General features: G+C 69.5%; 13 protein-coding genes. 1 reads left to right on the top strand and 12 read right to left on the bottom strand.

Annotated features, from left to right (window positions below):
• Positions 1-3: 3 nt before the first annotated feature.
• The 4 genes from ABD732_RS03710 to ABD732_RS03695 all read right to left on the bottom strand — a co-directional run bounded on the left by ABD732_RS03710 (position 4) and on the right by ABD732_RS03695 (position 5,917).
• Positions 4-732, bottom strand: a complete 729-nt coding sequence (locus ABD732_RS03710) for an ABC transporter ATP-binding protein (RefSeq protein WP_344780715.1) — start codon at positions 730-732, stop codon at positions 4-6.
• Positions 729-3,515, bottom strand: a complete 2,787-nt coding sequence (locus ABD732_RS03705; protein ID WP_344780713.1) for an ABC transporter permease subunit — start codon at positions 3,513-3,515, stop codon at positions 729-731. Before ABD732_RS03705 ends, ABD732_RS03710 begins: the two co-directional genes overlap by 4 nt.
• A gap of 94 nt (positions 3,516-3,609) precedes the next feature.
• Positions 3,610-4,851 carry an ABC transporter substrate-binding protein gene (locus ABD732_RS03700; protein WP_344780711.1) on the bottom strand — a complete coding sequence of 414 codons (1,242 nt, stop codon included), beginning with the start codon at positions 4,849-4,851 and terminating at the stop codon, positions 3,610-3,612.
• 97 nt (positions 4,852-4,948) lie between these two features.
• The gene (locus ABD732_RS03695) at positions 4,949-5,917 is read right to left on the bottom strand and encodes an NADPH:quinone oxidoreductase family protein (protein ID WP_344780709.1); all 969 of its coding nucleotides are present in this window, start codon (positions 5,915-5,917) and stop codon (positions 4,949-4,951) included.
• A 49-nt stretch (positions 5,918-5,966) separates the two neighbouring features.
• On the opposite strand from ABD732_RS03695, the gene ABD732_RS03690 reads away from it, so the two are divergent.
• Positions 5,967-6,647, top strand: coding sequence for a class I SAM-dependent methyltransferase (locus tag ABD732_RS03690; RefSeq protein ID WP_344780707.1), 681 nt, complete (start codon positions 5,967-5,969; stop codon positions 6,645-6,647).
• 65 nt (positions 6,648-6,712) lie between these two features.
• On the opposite strand, the gene ABD732_RS03685 is transcribed toward ABD732_RS03690, so the two are convergent.
• The 8 genes from ABD732_RS03685 to ABD732_RS03650 form a co-directional block, all read right to left on the bottom strand.
• Complete coding sequence (locus tag ABD732_RS03685; RefSeq protein ID WP_344780705.1) at positions 6,713-7,018, bottom strand: GIY-YIG nuclease family protein; 306 nt, start codon at positions 7,016-7,018, stop codon at positions 6,713-6,715.
• Positions 7,019-7,207: 189 nt separating this feature from the next.
• Positions 7,208-8,116 (bottom strand): alpha/beta hydrolase, encoded by a 909-nt coding sequence (locus tag ABD732_RS03680; protein ID WP_344780702.1) that lies wholly within the window; start codon positions 8,114-8,116, stop codon positions 7,208-7,210.
• On the bottom strand, positions 8,113-9,465 hold the full coding sequence (locus tag ABD732_RS03675) for a flavin-containing monooxygenase (protein WP_344780700.1): 1,353 nt from the start codon (positions 9,463-9,465) through the stop codon (positions 8,113-8,115). Before ABD732_RS03675 ends, ABD732_RS03680 begins: the two co-directional genes overlap by 4 nt.
• Positions 9,462-10,310, bottom strand: a complete 849-nt coding sequence (locus ABD732_RS03670) for an LLM class F420-dependent oxidoreductase (RefSeq protein WP_344780698.1) — start codon at positions 10,308-10,310, stop codon at positions 9,462-9,464. The genes ABD732_RS03675 and ABD732_RS03670 overlap by 4 nt, the downstream gene beginning before the upstream one ends.
• 359 nt (positions 10,311-10,669) lie before the next feature.
• On the bottom strand, positions 10,670-12,106 hold the full coding sequence (locus ABD732_RS03665) for an HNH endonuclease signature motif containing protein (protein WP_344780696.1): 1,437 nt from the start codon (positions 12,104-12,106) through the stop codon (positions 10,670-10,672).
• A 242-nt stretch (positions 12,107-12,348) separates the two neighbouring features.
• Complete coding sequence (locus tag ABD732_RS03660; protein ID WP_425552973.1) at positions 12,349-13,425, bottom strand: glycoside hydrolase family 15 protein; 1,077 nt, start codon at positions 13,423-13,425, stop codon at positions 12,349-12,351.
• Positions 13,422-14,138, bottom strand: a complete 717-nt coding sequence (locus tag ABD732_RS03655; RefSeq protein ID WP_344780694.1) for a class I SAM-dependent methyltransferase — start codon at positions 14,136-14,138, stop codon at positions 13,422-13,424. The genes ABD732_RS03660 and ABD732_RS03655 overlap by 4 nt, the downstream gene beginning before the upstream one ends.
• Positions 14,132-15,529, bottom strand: coding sequence for a glycosyltransferase family 4 protein (locus ABD732_RS03650; protein ID WP_344781262.1), 1,398 nt, complete (start codon positions 15,527-15,529; stop codon positions 14,132-14,134). The genes ABD732_RS03655 and ABD732_RS03650 overlap by 7 nt, the downstream gene beginning before the upstream one ends.
• Positions 15,530-15,538 lie beyond the last annotated feature (9 nt).

Genomic DNA, 15,538 nt, shown 5'->3' with positions numbered 1-15,538 from the left:
CGGTCAGGCGGTCGCCGACTCGCCGAGGTAGGCGCGCTCCAGGCGCGGCAGATCTCCAGCGAGCTCGGCGGCCGGGCATTCGAAGGCGATGCTGCCGTGCACCAGGACCACGGCACGGTCGGCCGCCTCGAGCGCCAGGCGCACGTGCTGTTCCACCAGGATCATCGCGGTGCCCTGCTCCTGCGCGACGCTGCGCAGCACCGGCAGGATCGACTCCACGATCACCGGCGCCAGCCCCATGCTGAGCTCGTCGATCAGCAGCACCTTCGGCTGCTGCAGCAGCGCTCGGGAGATCGCCAGCATCTGCTGTTCGCCGCCGGAGACCTGTCCGGCGTCCACCTTCATCCGCTTGGCCAGCGCCGGGAACCACTCCAGGGCCTGATCCAGTCGCGCCCGCACGTCCGAGCGGCGATGCGAACGCACCGCCAGGCGGAGGTTCTTCTCGCAACTCAGGCCGCGGAACAGGGAGCGGTCGTCGGGCACCAGCACCATTCCGGCACGTACCGCGGCACGCGGATCGCCGGAACGGACGGGGACGTCGTCCACGGTCACCTGACCGTCGAGCCGCGGCAGCAGTCCGGCGAAGGTCTCCAGCAGTGTCGTCTTCCCGGCGCCGTTGGGGCCGAGCAGCGCGACGATCTCACCGCGCTCCACCGCCAGGTCGATGCCGCGGACCACCGGACTGTCCTTGCGGTAGCCGGCGTCGAGGGCCAGTGCCTCCAGCACGCTCATGCCTGAACCTCCTCGCTGGTGCCGTTGCTTCTGGTGCCGTCGTCTCTGGTGCCGTCGTCTTCAGTGGTCACCGGGGTACCGAGATAGGCGGCGATCACCTCGGCGTTCGCGCGGATCTCGTCCGGGGTCCCGGCGGCGATCAGCCGGCCGAGGTCGAGCACGATCACCCGGTCGCACACCGACAGCACTAGATCCATGTCGTGGTCGATCAGCAGCATGGTGGTGCCGCCGCTGCGTGCCGCGCCGAGGCGCTCGCCCAGCCACCGGCTCTCCGCCGAGTCGAGGCCGGCGGCCGGTTCGTCGAGCAGCGCCACGCGCGGTTCGCCCGCGAGCACGCGCGCCACCGACACCAGCTGCCGTTGCCCCTGGGACAGGTCGGCGGCTTCGACGGTCGCCAGGTGCCCGATCTCCAGCAGCCCGAGGACCCGGTGGACGGTGGCGGGGGCGTTGCGGTCGTCGCGCCGCACACCGACGGTCACGTTCTCGGCGACGGTCAGCTCGTCGTACAGTTCGATGTCCTGGAAGGTGCGGCCCAGGCCCGCCCGGGAGCGCCGGTGCGGCGGAAGCCCGCCCAGTCCGGCGCCGGTGAGGGAGATGGTGCCGGTGGACGGCGCGAAACCGCTGATGGCGTCGACCAGGGTCGTCTTGCCGGCGCCGTTGGGGCCGATGAGGCCGACGATCTCGCCGGGCCGCAGGTCGAAGCTGACGTCGTCGACGGCCACCACCGGCCCGTAGCGCACCGAGACGCCGTCGACGGTGAGCGCCGGGGCGGCCGAGGCATCGACCGGCGCGCGTTCGCTCGACGCCGGTTCGCCCGGCGTACCGCGGACCGGAACGTCCTCGGCGGCACCGGCTTTCGCCGGGCGGCGCAGGAACGCCGGGCGCGGCAGCCGCTGGACCTGGCCGATGATGCCGTCCGGGTTGGCGACCACGGTGACCACCAGCAGGATGCCGCTGATCAGCAGGTAGTAGTCGCCGATGTCGAGCACGTACGACAGCACCGCGCCGGGCGCGAGCACACCGGCCAGCAGCGCCCCGGACACCGAGGTGACACCGGCGATGTAGAACACCGCGAACAGGGCGATGCCGGAGAAGACGCGGTAGGTGTCGGCGGTGGCGAGGGTCTGCTGGTACGCCAGCAGCGCGCCGCCGAGACCGGCCAGGAACGACGCGATGGCGAAGGCCAGCAGCTTGGTGGCGCCGACGTTGATCCCCGAGGCGGCGGCCGAGCGCTCGTTGGCGCGGACCGCCAGCATCGACGCGCCCAGCCGGCTGCGCCGCAGCCAGGCGACGCCGAGCGCGCACAGCACCAGCACAGTCAGGCAGAGCAGGCCGAAGGCGATGCGCGGATAGCCTTCGCCGCGGCCGATGCCCAGGTCGAGCCCGAACAGCGTCGGCTCGGCGACGGGCGCGCCCTGCAGACCGCCGTTGAGGCTGGGGTTGCGGAACCAGAAGGCCTCCAGGAAGACCGCGAGCGCCAGGGTCGCGACCATCAGCGGCAGACCGCGCACCCGCAGGGCCGGCAGCCCCACCACCACGCCGATCGCCATCGCCGCCAGGGCGGCCAGCAGGGGCGCCAGCGGGAACGGCAGGTCCAGGCTGGTGGAGAACCGCGACAGCGAGTAGGCCGCGGCACCGGCGAGAGAGAGCTGCGCCAGCGAGACCTGGCCGGCGTAGCCGGTGACGACCACCTGGGAGAGCGCGATGACGCCGTAGATCAGGCTCATCACCACGGCCAGGCGCATGCTCCCGGAGGTGCCGAAGAGTGCAGCGACGGCGACGGCGACACCGATCACGGTGGCGATCAGCAGGTGGTTCGGGCGCGGGGAACGACCCAGGTCCTGGCGGGTGAGGGCGCCGCGGCCGGGTAGCCGCTGCCCGCGCACCAGCAGGAAGATGATGATCAGCAGCAGCGGCACCGCTTCGGCGACGCCCGCGTCGGGGAACCATTCGTAGGTGACCTGCAGTTTGGTGGTCTCCGACTGGAGCATGCCGATCAGCAGACCGGCGGCCACCGTCAGGCCGATGCTGGAGAAGTTGCCCACCAGCGCCGCGGCCAGCGCCGGCACGATGAACATGGTGTAGGCGACCGGGTTCAGCGGCACCATCGGCGCGATCAGCACACCGCCGATACCGGCCGTCGCCGACGACAGCGCCCAGTTGGCGACGGCGATGCGGTCCGGGGACAGGCCGGTGACCAGTGCGCCCTTCTCGGATTCGGCGGCGGCCTCGGTGGCGATGCCGAAGCGGGTGTAGCGCAGGACCAGTGCGGCCAGAACGGCCAGGCCGACGATCACGGCGGCGAGCCAGAAGTGGGCGGTGGGCACCGAGACGTCGCCGATGCGGATGGTCTCGCTGGGGAAGATCCGGCCCACCGTCGGGGAGTCGGCGCCGATCCGCAGGGCCAGCAGCGCCTGCAGCACCAGCATCACACCGATGGCCGCGACGGCCTTGGCCAGTGCGGGCGCCGCGCGCAGCGGCCGGAAGACGATCAGATAGAGCACCACACCGAGCAGGGCGGCCACCAGCACCGCGACGATCAGCGCCGGCAGCACCGGCCACTTCCCGCCCAGGTCGATGGTGGCCGGGAATCCGGGAACCGGGTTCAGGAACTCGCCCTGCCGCAGGTAGGCGTAGGTGTAGGCCGCGTAGAGGGCGATGGCTCCGGTGGCGAAGTTGACCACGCCGGAGCTCTTGTAGGTCATCACCAGCGCCAGCCCGAGCGCGGCGAAGACCGCGCCGTTACCCAGGCCGAGGGTGAGGAAGGCCAAATGATCAGTCATGTGTCCAGATGCCGTTCAGTGGTGCCGATGCGGACCTACCGGGGAACGTTCGCCGGGCCGCACCAGCGACCCGGCGAACGTTCAGAGGGTGTGATCAGTTGTTGACGACTTCGGTGTCGGTGAACTTCAGATCATCGTCGACGGTGCTGACCAGCATCGCCTTGCTGCACAGCGACGGCAGCTGCGGCATCGCCTGGCCGTTGCAGGTGAAGGTGAGGCCCGGGGCGGCAGGCACCGGCACATCGGTGGCCGTCCGCAGCGCGGTCTTCATCTGGTCGGGACCGACGCCGCCTTCGGGCAGCGAACCGCCGACCTCGGCGACCGACATGACGACCTGGTAGCCCAGGTAGCCCAGGCCCTGCGGGTCGGTGTCGGGGGCGTACTGCGCCATGACGCTGCGGTACAGGGTCACCGACTCGTCATCGGAGGTCAGGTTGACGGTGGTGAAGGCCTTGGCGCCGGACAGCGCCTCCTTGCCCACGGCCTCGACGACCGGCTGATCCAGGCAGCTGGCGATCAGGTACTTCTGCACGTCCGGAGCCGCACTCTCGAGGGCCTTGATGCCCTGGATGCACTGGCGGGTGTCGCCGAGGATGGTCACGGCGTCCGGGTTGTCGGCCAGACCGGCGGCGATCTGCGGAGTCGGGTCGGCGGTGGCGGCCGGGATGGTGACCACCTTGAGCTCGACACCGGCCTGCGCGAACATCGGCTCGCCCAGGGCCTTGACCGACGCGGCCGCGTCGCCCGAGTCACCGATCAGGACGGTGACCTTCTTCAAGCCGTCCTTGGCCGCGGTGGCGGCTTCGGCAGCGAGGACCGCGACGATGCCGCCGGAGATCATGAACGCATCCGGGTTCACCATCTCTGCCTGCGAGACCGGCGCCTGCGCGATGTAGGGGATTCCCGCGCCGGCGATGATCGGGAGCATCACGGCCCCCTGTGCGCCGAGCGGGGTCACCACGGCGGCGACCTGGTTCTCGACCATTTCGTTGGCGCACTTGGTGGCGGTGGCGGGTTCTTCGTGCTGCTTGCAGACCACCAGCTCGATCTTGTGGCCGCCGATGCCGCCACCGTTCTCATTCACGTACTTGGCTGCGGCTTCGCCGCCCTCACGGACGCTCGGCAGGGACACCTGGCCGCCCTCGGGGGCGATGAAGCCGATCTTGATGGTGTCGCCGGTGGCTGGATCGTCGGCGAGCGTGGTGGTCGGACCGGCGGACGAGGACTCGTCGTCGTCCGACGAACACGCCGTCAGTCCACCGAAGACCAGAGCGGCGGCAGCGCCGATGGCCACGGTGGACCGAACGGCCCGTTTGAGGTCGATGGATGCATTCACAATGCGGTCCCTTCAGTCGATGAGGTACCGCAAACTGTAACCAGTTCTAGTGACCTAGATCATGAAACGGAAAGATCGGTCACATTGGACGCGGAAGTCAGTCCGCGATCTTGACGACCGCCTTGCCGCGCACCCGCCCTTCGGCGAGATCGGTGAGCGCCTGCGGCAGCTCTGCCAGGGAGTATGTGACGTTCACCGGCGGACGCATGCCCGCCTCGATCATCTCGACGAGCTCGTCGTGCAGCAGAGCCGGGACCTGCGGGTGCTTGCGGATGTACTCGCCCCAGGCGGCGCCGACGATCGAGATGTTGCGGAACAGCACACGGTTGAGTTTGACCGTCGGGATGCCGCCGGCCGCGAAGCCGATCACCACGAAGCGTCCGTCGGGGGCGACGGTGCGCAGCGCGTCGTCGAAGACCTCGCCGCCGACCGGGTCGATCAGGACGTCGACGCCGCCGTCGGAGACCTCCAGGACACGGTCTTTCCAGCCGTCGGTCAGCTGGACCACCTCGTCCGCGCCGAGCTCGCGCAGCATCTCCTCGGCCCCGGTGCGGTGCACCACGGCGATCACCTTGGCCCCCATCGCCTTGGCGACCAGGATCGAGGCGACGCCGATGCCGCCGGCGGCACCGAGAACAGCCACCACCTCCCCGGGCGCGGTCTGCGCGCGCATCTTCAGGGCGAACAGGGCGGTCTGGAAGTTGATGCCCATCGCGGCACCCTCGTCGAAGCTGATGCCCTCGGGGATCGGGAACAACATCTCGGGAACGGCGACCACCTGCTCGGCGAAGCCGCCGAGGAAGGACGTCACCAGAACGCGGTCACCGGGGCGGTAGCCGGAGTCGTCGGGGGCGGTGCGCACCACGCCGGCCACCTCCGTGCCCGGCGTATACGGCAGCGGCGCGCGCATCTGGTAGAGCCCCTGGCTCATCAGCAGGTCGGGGAAGCAGACGCCGCACGATTTGACGTCGACCACCACCTGGCCGGGCGCGGGCACCGGGTCCGCGACTTCCTGGAGCTCGAGACCCGAAGGGCCGTTTTCTGCGATCAACACCTGTGCCTTCATGCCCCAACCCTACGTCCGACCGGGACGGGGCGGAGATAGGATCGGCACCATGATCAATCCCCCGGCCACGGCCACTTCCGGTCCGTCTCGCGAACGACTCGCCGTCGCCGAAGAGGCCCCGGGCTTCATGCCCCTCGACGAGGCCCTCGCCCTCCACGAGGTGGCGAAAGATCTGCTCTCCGAACCTGATTCGGTGGGCATCGGCGTCGAGATCGGCACCTACTGCGGCAAGTCCACGGTGTTTCTGGGCGACGCCGCCGAGTCCGAGGGCGCCGTGCTGGCGACCGTCGACCACCATCGCGGCTCCGAAGAGCACCAGCCGGGCTGGGAGTACCACGACACTTCCCTGGTCGACCCGCACACCGGCACCCTGGACACATCCGCCCGATTCCGCCGGACCATGTTCGACGCGGGACTGGAGCAGACCGTCGTGGGCGTGCTGGCGCCGTCGACGCTGGCGGCCCGTTTCTGGGGCCGCCCGGTCGACTTCGTCTTCATCGACGGTGGGCACAGCATGGAGGCCGCGCAGAACGACTACGACGGCTGGTCGGGCTGGGTCCGCCCCGGCGGCGCCCTGCTGATCCACGACGTCTTCCCCGACCCCGCCGACGGCGGCCGGCCGCCGTACGAGATCTATCGGCAGGCACTGGATTCCGGCAGGTTCAGCGAGCAAGGAGCCGCCGGCTCCCTGCGTATCCTGCGCCGACTGCACGACCCCCACAGCAGCTGACACGAGCGTCCTGCATCCGCTGGTCGAGCGCCCTGCATCCGCTGGTCGAGCGAAGTCGAGACCATTCACCTCCGACGGTCGGAGGCAGTCGAGTTCCGACGGCGCGCGTGCTCGTGAAGCGCCGCGAAGTCACCGCGGATGAGCGCCTCACGCTTCGCCCGCGACCACCCCTGCACTCGCTTCTCCATTCCGTGGGCTTCCGCGACGTTTTCGAACTCGGCGCTGAAAGCCAGCTCGATCGGCAGGCGCCGGCGAGTGTATTCGGCGCCGGCACCGATGGCGTGCTGTCGTACGCGGGCTTCGAGGTTTCGGGTACTCCCCACGTAGTAGCTGCCGTCAGCGCACTTAAGGATGTACATGTAGGCGGTCATGCCGTGAGCATTCCGCGGGCCGATGGTCGGGTCGAGAGGATCCTGCACAGTCGCGGGGTGTCGGGGGCGGTTGTGCACAGGTTCGGTGGGTGGTCTCGACTTCGCTCGACCAGCGAGCAGGGTGCGCCCGACCAGCGAGCAGGGTGCGCCCGACCAGCGAGCCGGAGCGCTCGACAAGCGCGGCCGGGGTCAGCGGAGGTGGCGAGTCAGGAACTGCAACTGGTGGGTGACCGCCGGAGTGAACCAGTCGAAGCCGGAGAAGACGTCGAAGTGGTCGCACGGATAGTGGCGGACCTCGGCGCGGGCGGCGAAGCCCGCCTTGGCGGCGGCGTGCGGTGGCGCGCCGCGGTCGACGTCGCAGATCTGCATCAGCACCGGCGCCTGGATCCGGTCCGCGTGACGGTCGGCCCGATACGCACCGAGCTCCAGCCCGATGGACGCGTCCACCTCGTTGCGCCACGACGGTCCGGCGATCGCCAGATAGCTCTCCAGATAGCCGTCGGAGGTGAGCGCTGCACGTGAGCCCGGCGGTCCCACCACCGGCATCAGTACCGGCCGGCCGCCGAGCTTGGTGCCCACCGCGCTGCGCACGGCACGTCCCGTCGACCGCGCCATCGCGACCGCTCCCACGCTCGGGTAATGGTGCACACCGGCGGCGAGCCCGCTGACCAGCGGGGCCATCGAAATCACCGCCGCGATGTCGTCGCGCTCGGCCGCCACGGTCAGCACGTGTCCGCCGGACAGGGACACACCCCAGAGGACGACGGCCGACGAATCCACACCCGGCTGCGCCACGGCGGCGGTGATCGCCGCGTGATAATCCTCCACCTGACCGGACATCGACACCCGCTGGCGCGGCTCGCCGCGCGACTCCCCGAAACCGCGGAAGTCGAAGGCGAACACCGCAAGACCGGCCTCGGCCATCTGCTCGGCGAACGGTTCCAGACCGGAATCCTTGGTGCCACAGAAGCCGTGCGCCATCACCACGACGGGCACGTCGCCGGCGTCGTTGGCAAAGGTCGACTCGGGCGTGGGCGGGAAGAACCAGCCCGCGCATCGGGTCCCTGCCGAGACGAAGTCGACGTCCTGCCGCGTCATCGGTCGGCCCCCACCCAGGTGCGCCCACCGGCGTGTGCCGCGCGGCGACGTCCGGCGGGCAGTTCCTTGGTACGCAGATCGTGCTCGTACAGAAAGTAGTCGAGCTGCTGCGTGTGCCGCGGCCGGTGCAGCATGTGCCCGGTGTAGAACTCCATGTCCTCCTCGATCACCCGCCGCATGGTGTCGACCGACGGCGGCCGATACTGCCCCACCGCGTAGGCGCCGATCACGCGTGCCTGTGCCTCCACGAACGGGAACAGCGTCGGCGTCGCCTGCGCGAACCCGGCGAAGACCACATCGTCCAGGCCCGGATAGAAGATCCGCTTGTACAGGTCGATCCGGTTGTCCGGAGCGCTGATCAGGTCTTCGTCGAAGAACGGGAAGGTGATGTTGTAGCCGGTGGCGTAGACTATCACGTCGAACTGGTCGCTGGTGCCGTCGGCGAAGTGGACGGTGTCGCCGTCGAGCCGGTCGATGTCGCCCTTGGCCACCACGTCACCCGACCCCAGCCGCAACGGCAGCTCCACCGACTGCGTGGGATGCGCTTCGAAGAATTTGTGATTCGGGGTCGGCAGGCCGTACTGCTCGGGACGGCCTGCGGTGACCGGCTGCATCACCTGCGCGAACTTGCGCTGCCAGGCGAACGGGATGTGCGGCGAGGTCTTGTAGAACTTGTCGGCAGGCTGCCCGGCGAAGTACTTGGGCACGATCCACGCGCTCGACCGGGTCGACAGCGTCACCCGGGTGTCGAGCGCTTTGGACGACAGTTCGACGGCGATGTCGGCGGCACTGTTGCCGAGTCCGACGATCAGGATCGACTTGCCCGCGAAGTCGATCGGATCGCGCGGATCGATGTACTGGTGCGAGTGGATCTCGGTGCCGCTGAACTCGCCGGGGAAGTCCGGCCATCGCGGGTCCCAGTGATGCCCGTTGGCCACCACCAGCAGATCGAATCGGCGGCGCTCGCCGCGCGTCGTCGTCAACTCCCAGCCGCCGCCGTCGAGGCGGTGCGCCTGCTCCACACCGTTGGTGAACTCGATGGCCTCGCGCAGATCGAAGGCGTCGGTGTAGTCGTCGAGGTACTGCTTGATCTGGGTGTGGTGCGGGAAGTCGGGATAGTGGTCGGGCATCGGGAAATCGCGGAAGCTCAGCTGGTGCCGCGAGGTGTCGATGTGCAGCGAGCGGTACGCCGACGAGTGCCCGTTCGGATTGCCGAACGCCCAGTTGCCGCCGACGCGGTCGGAGGTCTCGAAGCAGGTGTAGGGCACGCCGTAGTCGGCGAACATCTTGCCGGTGGTCAGCCCGCTGATGCCCGCGCCGATGATCGCTGCGGTGGGCGGGGTGCTCATGCCTGCAACTGCAGTTTGCCGGCCAGCTTCTCCAGGTAGCCGCCGGCGCGCTCGACGGTGTCGTCGGGCAGCCCGTACAGGACGGTGGTGACCCCCAACTCCCGCCACGCTTCGAGGCGCTCGGGGATCGGCTTGAAGTCCAGGACGACGATCTGCGGGTCGCCGTCGCGCCCACCGTCGCGCCAGATGCGTTGCAGGAGAGTCACCGAACCTTCGATGTCCTCCTCGCGCGGCGTGGTGATCCAGCCGTCGGCACTGCGGGTGATCCACTTGAAGTTCTTCTCGTTGCCCGCCGCGCCGACCAGTACCGGGACGGTGGACTGCGGAGGCTTGGGCCACGCCCAGCTGGGACCGAACTCGACGAACTCGCCGTGGTACTCCGCCTCGTCCTGCGTCCACAGTTCGCGCATGGCCTCGAGGTACTCGCGAAGCATCGTGCGACGACGCCCCGGCGGCACGCCGTGATCGGCGAGCTCGTCGAGGTTCCAGCCGAAGCCGACGCCGAGGCTCACCCGGCCGTTGGAGATGTGATCGAGCGTGGCGATGGTCTTGGCCAGCGTGATCGGGTCGGACTGCACCGGCAGCGCCACGGCCGTCGCGAGACGGATCCGTTCGGTCACCGCGGCGGCGGCGGCGAGCGTGGTCCACGGATCCAGGGTGCGCAGGTAGCGGTCGTCGGGCAGGGACGAATCCCCCGTCCCGGGATGCGCCGCCTCCCGCTTGGTGGGGATGTGCCCGTGTTCGGGAACGAAGTACGACGCGAAGCCCGCCTGCTCGATCAGTGGAGCGAGGACCTGGGGCTTGAGGCCCCGGTCGCTGGTGAACTGCACGATCCCGAAGTCCACGGAACCTCCCGGTTGGCGATGAAAGTGACTCGCATCGCATAGTAGACACTTTCCTGGACAGGTGTCTAGTTGGTGGACGAATCCGGGCGGACCCCACGGCCCGGCCGATCGCGCCGGACGCCCGACAGGCGTCCTCGGACCACACGCGGCCGACCCCGTGTCGGGCGTGCAGGGCGCGGCCGGGCCGCGGGAAGGTATTCAATTCTCAAACAACGCATCGCACCGGAAGACTGCTCCGGCACTGGTCAATCGGTTCTAGTGGGTTCGGCTGTCAGTCAGCGGAAAGGCTTGACGAACAACGACATTGACGTTCTCGGTGGACGACCCTCGGCGGCTGCGGACCGCGCAGCCGCACCGGCTCAGGCCGCGCGGGGCAGGTTGTTCAGCGTGCGCCGACCGTGCGAGCGCAAGGGTTCCCGGCGGCTGCTCGGGGCCTGCGCGTCGACCGGCGGCAGGAACCACGGGTGTCCGTCGCGCCCCAGGTAGACCACCCATTCGCCGAGGTGCACGAGGGTGTGGTGCCGGCGACAGAGGAGCACGCCGTTGGCGAGGCTGGTCACGCCGCCGTGGGACCAGTGGTCCACGTGGTGGGCATCGCAGTGCGACGGCGGCGCCCCGCACCCGGGGAAGGCGCAGCCGCCGTCGCGCAGCATCAGCGCCTTGCGGATGCCCGGGGTGAACAGACGCTCCTCCCGACTGACGTTGAGCGGCACGCCTTCCCCGTCGAGCAGCGCGGCGGCCACCGACGCCTCGCACATCACGAGCTCGGCGGTGCGCGCGCTGACCGGGCCGGTGAAGCCGAGCGCCGGAACCTTCTCGACCGGCCGGTCCAGGTCGGCGACCGGGATCGTCACCACCGAATCATCGCCGTCTGCGAGCACGCGGCCGTTCCGGGTGATCCCGACCGGAACCACCAGCGTCACGTGCGGGAGCACCCCACCGGACTCGGGGCGCCCACTGCCGGCCAGATACGACCGGACGACCTGCGCGAGGGCATCGGCGCGGCGGCGTGCGGCCGACCGGCGATCGTTGGAGCCGTCGGGTTCGGGAACCGGCCTGGTCAGCGGATCGATCGCGGCACTGAGCTCCTCACCGCTCACCACGTCGAGCTCGAGGGTCACACTGATGCGGCCCTCGTCGTTCTGGTTGAGCGTCATCTCGTTGAGTTCGACGTCTTCGGCGACCGGCACCTCGCGGTCTGCGGAGCCCTCGGGCGCCAGGCTGATCGCCCAGGCGCGGGCCCGATGGCCCACCTCTTTCGGCGTGGACTGCACCATCAGCGAGCGGATGATCTGCGCGGCCTGGCCGTCGGTCAGGTCGACGCGCTTGCCGACCAGCGCGAGGCCGCGGCACACGGCGTCACCGAACTCCGCGGAGACCGCACCGTCGCACATCCCGCGAGTGACCTCAGGGACCTCGTCGGCGGCCCGGCCGATGCGCGCGGAGCGGTAGGCGGCCGACGGCGCCATCCCCATCTCCTTGAGCAGCGTGCCGCCGTTGCGCACATGCTTGCGAGTCGGGATCCCTGTCTGCTCGGCCATCGCCACCGCGGCGGCGATGCCGTGGTCGGCCACGTTGCGCAGCCGGATGAACGCCGCGATCAGCGCGAGTACGTGGCGGTCGTCGTCGACCGGCCGAGCCGCGCCGATGAGGCGGGTGACGTCGGTGGTGGATTCGACCGCACTCGACCAGCGAGCACTCGCCCCACCGCCGGAAGTGCCCGCTGCGCCGGGCGGCGGCGCGGTCAGATTGTCGGAGAGACTGTCGGCGAAACCGACCAGTTCCTGTACGTGCATATCCCGTATCCCCCGGGTCGTGCGGTACGAACACTCACGCCGCCGGTCGAGCTCGATCCTGACGATCGATGCCACTCATGCGGTCGAACATGTGTTCGTACTCATGAAGATACGCCGGTCCTCCGACAATGTTGCGTCAGCGGCTTAGGAGCGCTTTGTGAAGCACGTAATCGCAGTTCAGAGTGGTCTCGACTTCGCTCGACCGGCGAGAGGCGACTCGACCGGCGAGGGGCACTCGACCCCTACGGTGAGCGGACGTCGCGGAAGATGCCGTTGCCGGGAGTGGCTCGGCTGATGGCGTCGGCGGCCAGCACCACCGCAGCGGAGGTCCAGCAGCTCTTCTCCACCGGCCAGCGCTTGCCGTCGTCGTAGACCAGGCCGGTCCAGTAGGACCCGTCCGGGTCGCGCAGGTGCTGGATGGAGGCGATCAGTCCGATGGCGGCCTCGGTGTCGCCCAGGGCTTCCAGAGCCAGGGCCAGCTCGCTGGTTTCGGCACCAGTCACCCACGGACGGTGGTCGACGCAGCGGATGCCGAGACCGTCGACGACGAACTCGTCCCAGCGTTCGGCGATCATCTCCTCGCCCCGGCGGCCACGGATCGCACCGCCCAGGACCGGGTAGTACCAGTCCATCGAGTGGTCGCTCGGCGGCTCGAAGACCTCGGGGCGCGACCGGAAGGCCTCCGCGAGGTCGGCGAGCGCGGTCTCCCAGTCGGGTTCGGGACGGCCGATCTCATCGGCGATCCGCACGGCGCAATCGAGCGCCTGGTGGATGCTGGCGTTGCCGGTCACCAGGGCCTCGTCGAACATGTCGTGCGTGACGTGGTCGGCTCCCCAGCGGAAGGCACCGTCGGCGCGCTGGAACTTGCAGACCAGGTTGATCGCCGACCACACCGTCGGCCACATGCGTTCCAGGAAGGCGCCGTCGCCGGTGATCAGGAAGTGGTGCCACACGCCGACGGCGATGTAGGCGCAGAAGTTGGAGTCGATGCCACGGTCGGCGACGGTGCCGACGACCGTCTTGATCGGCCACGACCCGTCCTCGCGCTGCGTGCGCCAGGACCATTCGTAGGCGGCCTCGGCTTCGGCGTGAAAGCCGGTGGCGCTGAGCGCCATCGCCGATTCGATGTGGTCCCACGGGTCGGTCTGACCACCGGGGAACCACGGCAGCGCGCCGGACTGCTCCTGCATGCGTGCGATCGCCGCACCGGTCGCATGGATCTGGACGGATGCCAGCACACCGGGAACGTGCGGATAGCGGACGGCCTCCCGACCGCGCTCGCCCACAGGGGAGGTCCGCTCAGCCGGGGACGCAGTCATCCCGCGGGCTTCTGCAGGTACAGCGCGACGGACTTGCCGACGACAGGATTGAGTAGCTGTTCGCCCACCCGGGTGACCCACGGCTGGCTCATCATGTCCCACACCAGCATCTTGTGGTAGCCGCGGACCAGGGGGTTCTTCTCGTTCTCGACGCCGACCGCGCACTTGAGCCACCAGAACGGGGAGTGCAGCGCGTGCGCGTGATCGGAGCCGGTCACCTCGAGGCCAGCGGCCTCGAGCTTCCCGGCGAGATCGGAGGCACGGTAGATCCGGACGTGTCCGCCCTCCACCTCGTGGTACTCGTCCGAGAGCGCCCAGCAGATCTTCTCCGGCCAGTAGCGGGGCACCGTCACCGCGGCCAGCCCGCCCGGCTTCAGGATCCGCACCATCTCGGCGATCGCGGCCTCGTCGTTCGGGATGTGCTCGAGGATCTCCGACATCAGTACGACGTCGAAGCTCTCGTCGTCGTACGGAAGGCGAAGCGCGTCACCGACTTCCGTGGTGCCGACGGCGTACTCAGGGGCCTCGCCGGCCACCTGCAGCGCGCCGAACATCTCGGCGACGTCTGCCATGTCCTTTTCGCTCTGATCGAAGGCGGTCACCTCGGCGCCGCGGCGCAGCATCTCGTATGAGTGACGTCCCTGTCCGGCGCCGATGTCGATGGCGCGCACGCCCGGTCCCACGCCGAGGCGATCGAAGTCCACGGTCAGCATGCGGCATTCTCCTTGTGGTCGTCGCGGGGGGTCGTGTCCGCATTCGTTTCGACACGGGCTCCTTCGTCGCCCGGCTCAACGAGCGAACTGGTCGCTTCCCCGCCCGGCTCAACGAGCGAACTGGTCGCTTCCCCGCCCGGCTCAACGGGCGAGAGGGACGGAGACTGCTGGGCGATGGCGGCACGGTAGCGCTCGACGGTCGCGGCGGCCACCGCAGCCCAGCTGTAGTTCTCGGTCACGCGGCGACGGCCCGCATCGCCCAGCCGGGCGGCGCGGTCGGGGTCGTCGAGCAGGGAACGGATCGCAGCGGCAAGTCCCTCGGCATCCCGCGGCTCCACGAGCAGGGCGGCGTCGCCGACCACCTCGGGGATGGCCCCCGCCCGGGAGGCGACCAGCGGGGTCCCGCAGCTCATCGCTTCCACAGCAGGCAGCGAGAAGCCCTCGTACAGCGAAGGGACACAAGCGATCTCGGCGCTGGCCAGCAGAGCGGCGAGCTGGTCGTCGTCGATCCCGGAGACCACGGAGACCTTGTCGCCGATGGACAGCTTCTCGATCAGCCGGGCCGACGGCCCGTTGGGGTCGAGCTTGGAGACCAGCGTCAGCGTCACGGGATGGTCCGCGGCCACCTTGGCGAAAGCCTCCAGCAGGTAGGCCACGCCCTTCAGTGGCGCATCGGCGCTGGCGACGCACACGATGGAGCCGGGGATCCGTTCCCCGCGCGGGGCGAACAGGTCGACGTCCACACCGAGCGGGATGGTCGCCAGCCGGCCCTCGCGGACACCGAAGGCGTCGCGGATGTCGTCCTCGCTGGTCTTGGACACCGTCAGCAGCGACGGGATCCGGCGCGCGACCCGCCCCTGCATGGCCAGGAACGAATGCCACCGCCAGGCGGTGATCTTCTTGAGGCCCTTGGCCGCTCGCACGGCCAGCGACCGGTCCCGGGTGATCGGGTGATGGATGGTGGCCACCATCGGGTAGCCCTGCCGCTTCACCGACAGCAGGCCGTAACCGAGGCACTGGTTGTCGTGCACCACGTCGAAATCGTCGCGCCGGTCCTTCAGCAGCCGCGCCGCGCGCAGGCTGAAAGTGAGCGGCTCCCCGAAAGCGGCGGTCCACATCATGGACACTTCCAGGACGTCGAGCCAGTCGCGGTACTCCCCCGGCCGCGGCGTGCGGAACGGATCGGGCTCGCCGTAGAGGTCCAGGCTGGGCACCTCGGTGAGCGTCACACCGGCGTCGAGGGCGGCCTGGTCGAGCTCCGGGTACGGCTGCCCGGAGAACACCTCGACGGTGTGGCCTAGGAGCGCGAGTTCGCGCGAGAGATGCCGGACGTAGACGCCCTGGCCCCCGCAATGGGGTTTGCTGCGGTACGACAGAAGCGCGATCCGCAGTGGCGGTTC

The sequence above is a fragment of the Gordonia caeni genome, assembly GCF_039537105.1.
GTDB lineage: Bacteria > Actinomycetota > Actinomycetes > Mycobacteriales > Mycobacteriaceae > Gordonia > Gordonia caeni.
The sequence above is the reverse complement of the archived record's forward strand: the minus strand, read 5'-3'. Positions and strand labels throughout refer to the sequence as shown.

Bases quoted from the DNA above. Each gene is read 5' to 3' on its own strand.
- ABD732_RS03710 (WP_344780715.1), bottom strand. From the start codon at position 732: ATGAGCGTGCTGGAGGCACTGGCCCTCGACGCCGGCTACCGCAAGGAC.
- ABD732_RS03705 (WP_344780713.1), bottom strand. From the start codon at position 3,515: ATGACTGATCATTTGGCCTTCCTCACCCTCGGCCTGGGTAACGGCGCG.
- ABD732_RS03695 (WP_344780709.1), bottom strand. From the start codon at position 5,917: ATGAAGGCACAGGTGTTGATCGCAGAAAACGGCCCTTCGGGTCTCGAG.
- ABD732_RS03690 (WP_344780707.1), top strand. From the start codon at position 5,967: ATGATCAATCCCCCGGCCACGGCCACTTCCGGTCCGTCTCGCGAACGA.
- ABD732_RS03685 (WP_344780705.1), bottom strand. From the start codon at position 7,018: ATGACCGCCTACATGTACATCCTTAAGTGCGCTGACGGCAGCTACTAC.
- ABD732_RS03680 (WP_344780702.1), bottom strand. From the start codon at position 8,116: ATGACGCGGCAGGACGTCGACTTCGTCTCGGCAGGGACCCGATGCGCG.
- ABD732_RS03675 (WP_344780700.1), bottom strand. From the start codon at position 9,465: ATGAGCACCCCGCCCACCGCAGCGATCATCGGCGCGGGCATCAGCGGG.
- ABD732_RS03665 (WP_344780696.1), bottom strand. From the start codon at position 12,106: ATGCACGTACAGGAACTGGTCGGTTTCGCCGACAGTCTCTCCGACAAT.
- ABD732_RS03660 (WP_425552973.1), bottom strand. From the start codon at position 13,425: ATGACTGCGTCCCCGGCTGAGCGGACCTCCCCTGTGGGCGAGCGCGGT.
- ABD732_RS03655 (WP_344780694.1), bottom strand. From the start codon at position 14,138: ATGCTGACCGTGGACTTCGATCGCCTCGGCGTGGGACCGGGCGTGCGC.